Raw genomic sequence first — 4,754 nt, 5'->3', positions numbered from 1 at the left:
CATCGATTATCTCGAGCGAGCCTTCCCTACCCGGCAGATGCAGGTCTTCATCGATGACACAGGAGCGCCGCGCTCGCTGCCCATGGTCGATGGCAGGGGCAATCCGGTCGCCAACCCCGAAGCCGAGGCGGCGCGCGCCGAGCTGATCGAGACGCTTTGTGCCATGCCGCCGATCATGTCGGCGCTCGATGCGATGCTCGAGCATTTTGGGCATGACAATGTTGCCGAGGTCACCGGCCGCACCAGAAGGCTCATTACAAGGAGCGACGGCCGGCAGACTCTCGAAAGCCGGTCCGCCCGTCTCAGCCAGGCCGAGGCCGCCGCCTTCCAGTCAGGCCGCAAGCGCATCCTTGTCTTCTCCGATGCCGGCGGTACCGGCCGCAGCTACCACGCCTCGCTTGACGCGGCAAACCAGGAGCAGCGGGTTCACCTGCTGCTCGAGCCGGGATGGCGCGCAGACCGTGCGATCCAGGGGCTGGGGCGTACCCATCGAACGCACCAGGCAGCGACACCGCTCTTCCGCCCGGTGACGACCGACTGCAAGGGCGAGCTGCGGTTCACCAGCACCATCGCGCGGCGTCTCGACAGCCTGGGCGCGCTCACCCGGGGCCAGCGGCAGACAGGAGGGCAGGGCCTCTTCGATCCGGCGGACAATCTTGAAAGCGAATATGCCTGCGCGGCTCTTCTGAGCTGGTTCGATCTTCTCGCCGCCGGCAAGCTTGCCAGCATCACGCTTGATGACTTCCAGGACCGCACCGGGCTTGAACTGGCCGGCAGGGACGGTGTCATGAAGGACCAGATGCCGCCCATTCAGCGCTGGCTCAACCGGATCCTGGCCCTTCCCATCGCGCTGCAGAACAGCATCTTCGAGGAATTCCTGGCGCTTGTCGAAACGCGGGTATCGGCGGCGCGCGATGCCGGACGGCTCGACGCGGGCGTGGAGACGATCCTTGTCGACAGGGCGACCGTCATCGAGGACCTCGTCCTTCGCACCGATGCGCTCACCGGCGCTACCTCCCATCTGCTCACCATCGAGATCATGCGCCGGCGCAACTGTGTCTCGCTGGATCGCATCCTGCGGGTCGCCCACGAGGATGCCACCGCCGCCTTCATGATCAACCGCAGATCGGGGAAGGCCGCGCTGCGGACCAGGGCGCGCGCGCTCATGGAAGAAAAGGAAGGCACCCCCATTCCGCGCGTGGAGATGATGCGGCCGGGCCGGAATGAATATATGCGGGTTGACGACCTTCAAGAAACCTCCTGGGAGGAGGTCGACCGGGACAGTTTCAGCGCCATCTGGGCCGGCGAGGTCGAAGCATCGCGCCAGATCGTGGACACAGAGACGATCCGGCTCGCGACGGGGCTCCTCCTTCCCATCTGGTCCGCGCTCCCGAGCGATCATCTTGTGGTCAACCGTATCGTCGATGGGCAGGGGTGCTCCTGGCTCGGCCGCCTGGTGTTCGACGACCATGTACCCCAGCTTTTCGCAAGGCTCGGTATCGACCGTGCGCAAGCGCTTCCCGCAGATGCGGTCGCACGGGCGGTGTCGGCCGGTCGAACCATCGATATCGCGCATCCCTTTCCCCTCACGATCAAGCGATCGCGCGTCAACGGTTCCCACAGGATCGAGCTTGTGGGATGCCCTGCCGATCAGTTGCATCGACTAAAATCGCTCGGCTGCTTCACCGAGATCATCGCCTACCGCACGCGCGTTTTCGTGCCGATGGCGTCGGCGCAAGCGGTCCTGGGGCAACTCCTGGCCTGAGCCGGATGAATGAAAGGGGAGGAGGAGCGGAGTTGGTGTCCGGGATGATCCGGACGCCAGAAGGGAGTTCGCCCAATGACCACGACCGTAAAGCTCTCGAAGCTGACCCTTTCCCCCATCAACGTCCGCAAGCGGCCCGACGAACTGCTGGAAATCCCTCAGCTGGCCGCCGATCTCGAAGCGCGCGGCGTCCTCCAGAACCTGCTCGTCACCCCGGTCAAGAAGCCCCGCGGCACGTTCGAGGTCTTCGATGGCGGCCGCCGCCTGCGCGGCCTCCTGCTGCTCGCCGAACGTGGCGTCATCGCGGCCGATGAGTTCGACGTTCCGGTCAAGGTGCTCGTCGGGGACGAGGCTACCCTTTCCGAGACATCGACAGCAGCGAACTTCCACCAGCTCAAAATGACACCGGCCGAGGAATGCCGCGCCTTTCAGTATTTTATCGGCCTCAACAACGACATGGACGGTGTCGCCAAGCGTTTCGGGCTGACGCGGCGTTTCGTGGAAGGGCGCCTGCGTCTTGCAACGCTCGCCGAGCCGATCTTCGAGGCGCTCAGCGAGGGCGCCATCACCCTGGACGTCGCCAAGGCCTATGCATCGACCGAAAATCAGGAGAAGCAGCTTCTCGTCTGGAACAGCTACGGCACGAACTATGCCAATGCCGACACCATCCGGCGCGTCATCGCCAATGAAACCATGAAGTCCAGCGATCCTGTCGCGATACTGGTGGGCGAAGACCGCTATGCGGGTGCGGGCGGCAGGATCGATCGTGATCTCTTCAGCGACAGCGGCGACAAGTGGGTCAACCCGGAAATCGCCCAGAAGCTTGCCGGCGACATCATGGAAGAGGAAGCACGGCGCATTGGCGAGGAGACGGGCCTCGGCTGGATCCGGCCGATTGCGTCCAACTACATCCACAGCGCTGCGGCCGGGCTCTATCGGGTCATCCTGCCGCAGCCCGATCTCACCGCCGAGCAGACGGCGCGTCTCGAAGCGGTCTCCGAGCGGCAGGCGGCCATCGTCGAGGAAATGGATGGGGAAGCCATTTCTCAACAGACTTATGAGGCGCTCGATCAGGAATATGATGCCCTTGCCGAAGAGCAGCAGGCGATCCAGTGCCGCGCGCCTGTGCTGCCAGATGAGATCCGGCCGTTGGTAGGTGCGTTCCTCAAGCTCACGCCCAAGGGCGAAATGGTTCTCGACACCGAATATTATAGCGAGGAACCAGTTCGCGTCGGCGGTGTCGATGATGATGATGGCGGGCCCGCGGACGCTGGCGAGGGCGCGACCGCGCCGCAGGACGGACATGCGCCGCCCTCAGCTCCTCCCGAGGCGGTGGCGCCTGGCGGCAAGCCGCTCAGCGCGCGGCTCTATGACGAACTCGCGATGCAGCGCCGCGACATCCTCGGCGCCGCGCTTCTTGGCCACCCGGCGCTGGCGCTCGACTATGCCCTGTTCGTCATGATCGACGACCGGGCCAGCAGCTTCAGCGCCTATGGTTCGACCATGCGGGCGCGCGGACCCCAGGATCCGGTGTCGGGCGAACAGCCCGTGACGCATGCGCGCACGTACCTCGCCGAGGCCCATGCCGGTCTCGACTCCAGCTGGCTCGATCACAGGTCCGAGGTCGATCGTTTCGAGGCCTTCCGCGCCCTGGGCGATGACAGCAAGGCGGCCTGGATGGCCTATCTCGTCGCCGCGTCGCTCGAGGCCAAGCCTGGCTATCGCGCCGAACAATGCCCGCTACACAACCGGCTTGCGACGATCATGGATGTCGATGTCGCCAGCTGGTGGAGGCCGACGTCGGAGAATTTCTTCGACCGCATCAGCAAGGGCTCGATCCTCGCGCTATTGGGCAAGGTTGGCGGCGCCGCCCTCACCGCAAGGCACGCGACGATGAAGAAATCGGAGATCTCGCAATCATGCAACCGGCTCTTTGCCGGCGAGGCCATCGTCGAGCCTGAGGTCCGGGACGCGGCGCTGGCCTGGGTGCCTGACGCGATGCGCTTTCTCGATCAGCCGCAAGCCGATGGCATGGAGATGTCCGGCGGCGATGACCCGGACGCTTCCTCGGACCAGGAAGGCGATCGCGCGCCAGGGGATGAGGCGCCCACCGATCCGGGCGATGTGATCGAACCGGAAGATCAGGAGGCCCTCGCGGCCTGACCCCTCTCTCGTCTTTCGCTGACCGCCGGCGCTGTTCACGCGTCGGCGGTTTCCTTCCCTTCGTGCGAGGAACCTGCCATGCCATCTTGTCAGCGGAGCACCCGCGATGTCGCCGCCGAAATCACCGACCTCATCATCCGCAAGATCGAGGAAGGAGTTCCACCCTGGTCGCGACCCTGGCGTGTGCAGGGCGGTGGCGGACGGCCGCTGCGCCACAGCGGCGCGCCCTATGCCGGCATCAACACATTGTATCTCTGGGCGCTGGGAGATGCGCAGGGCTATCGTTCTCGCTACTGGATGACCCGCAGGCAGGCACAGGCGCTCGGCGGGGATGTCAGGCGCGGCGAGGCCGGTGCGGTCTCGGTCTATTACTCGACCTTCAGGAAGCAGGAGACAAATCCGGATACCGGACGCAGTGTTGACCGCAACATCCGCTTCCTTCGTCATTACATCGTGTTCAACGCCGATCAGATCGACGGCTTGCCGGCGCATTTCCATAGCGTCGATGCACCGGAGCAACCGATTGCCCTTTCGCGTAGGCAGACGCAAATCGACCGCTTTTTCGAGGCGATACCGGCGCTTGTCCGCCACGGCGGCAGTCAGGCCTATTTTACGCCGACCTTCGATTATATCCAGCTTCCGAGCCGATCCGCGTTTCAAACGATGGATCATTATGCATCGACGCGCTGTCATGAGACGATCCACTGGTCAGGCCATGCCGATCGGCTTGCCCGCACGTTCGGCAAGCGCTTTGGCGACAATGCCTACGCCTTCGAGGAACTGGTCGCCTTATCTGGACAGTCTGCGCCGCCCGCAACATTGCAGT

Annotated in this window: 3 protein-coding genes; all 3 read left to right on the top strand. The window is 64.4% G+C overall.

What is annotated here, in order from left to right; translation table 11 throughout:
- A partial coding sequence (locus tag YP76_RS26310; protein WP_046766324.1) for a strawberry notch C-terminal domain-containing protein occupies positions 1 to 1,765 on the top strand: 1,765 nt, incomplete at its 5' end.
- 75 nt (positions 1,766 to 1,840) lie between these two features.
- A complete protein-coding gene (locus YP76_RS26305; RefSeq protein ID WP_046766323.1) occupies positions 1,841 to 3,928 on the top strand; it encodes a ParB/RepB/Spo0J family partition protein in 2,088 nt (695 codons plus the stop codon).
- A gap of 78 nt (positions 3,929 to 4,006) precedes the next feature.
- On the top strand, positions 4,007 to 4,754 hold a 748-nt coding region (locus tag YP76_RS26300), incomplete at its 3' end, for an ArdC family protein (protein WP_046766322.1).

It is taken from the genome of Sphingobium chungbukense (assembly GCF_001005725.1).
GTDB classification, from domain to species: domain Bacteria; phylum Pseudomonadota; class Alphaproteobacteria; order Sphingomonadales; family Sphingomonadaceae; genus Sphingobium; species Sphingobium chungbukense.
Note: the sequence above shows the minus strand (reverse complement) of the source record. Positions and strands in the feature narration are given on the sequence as shown.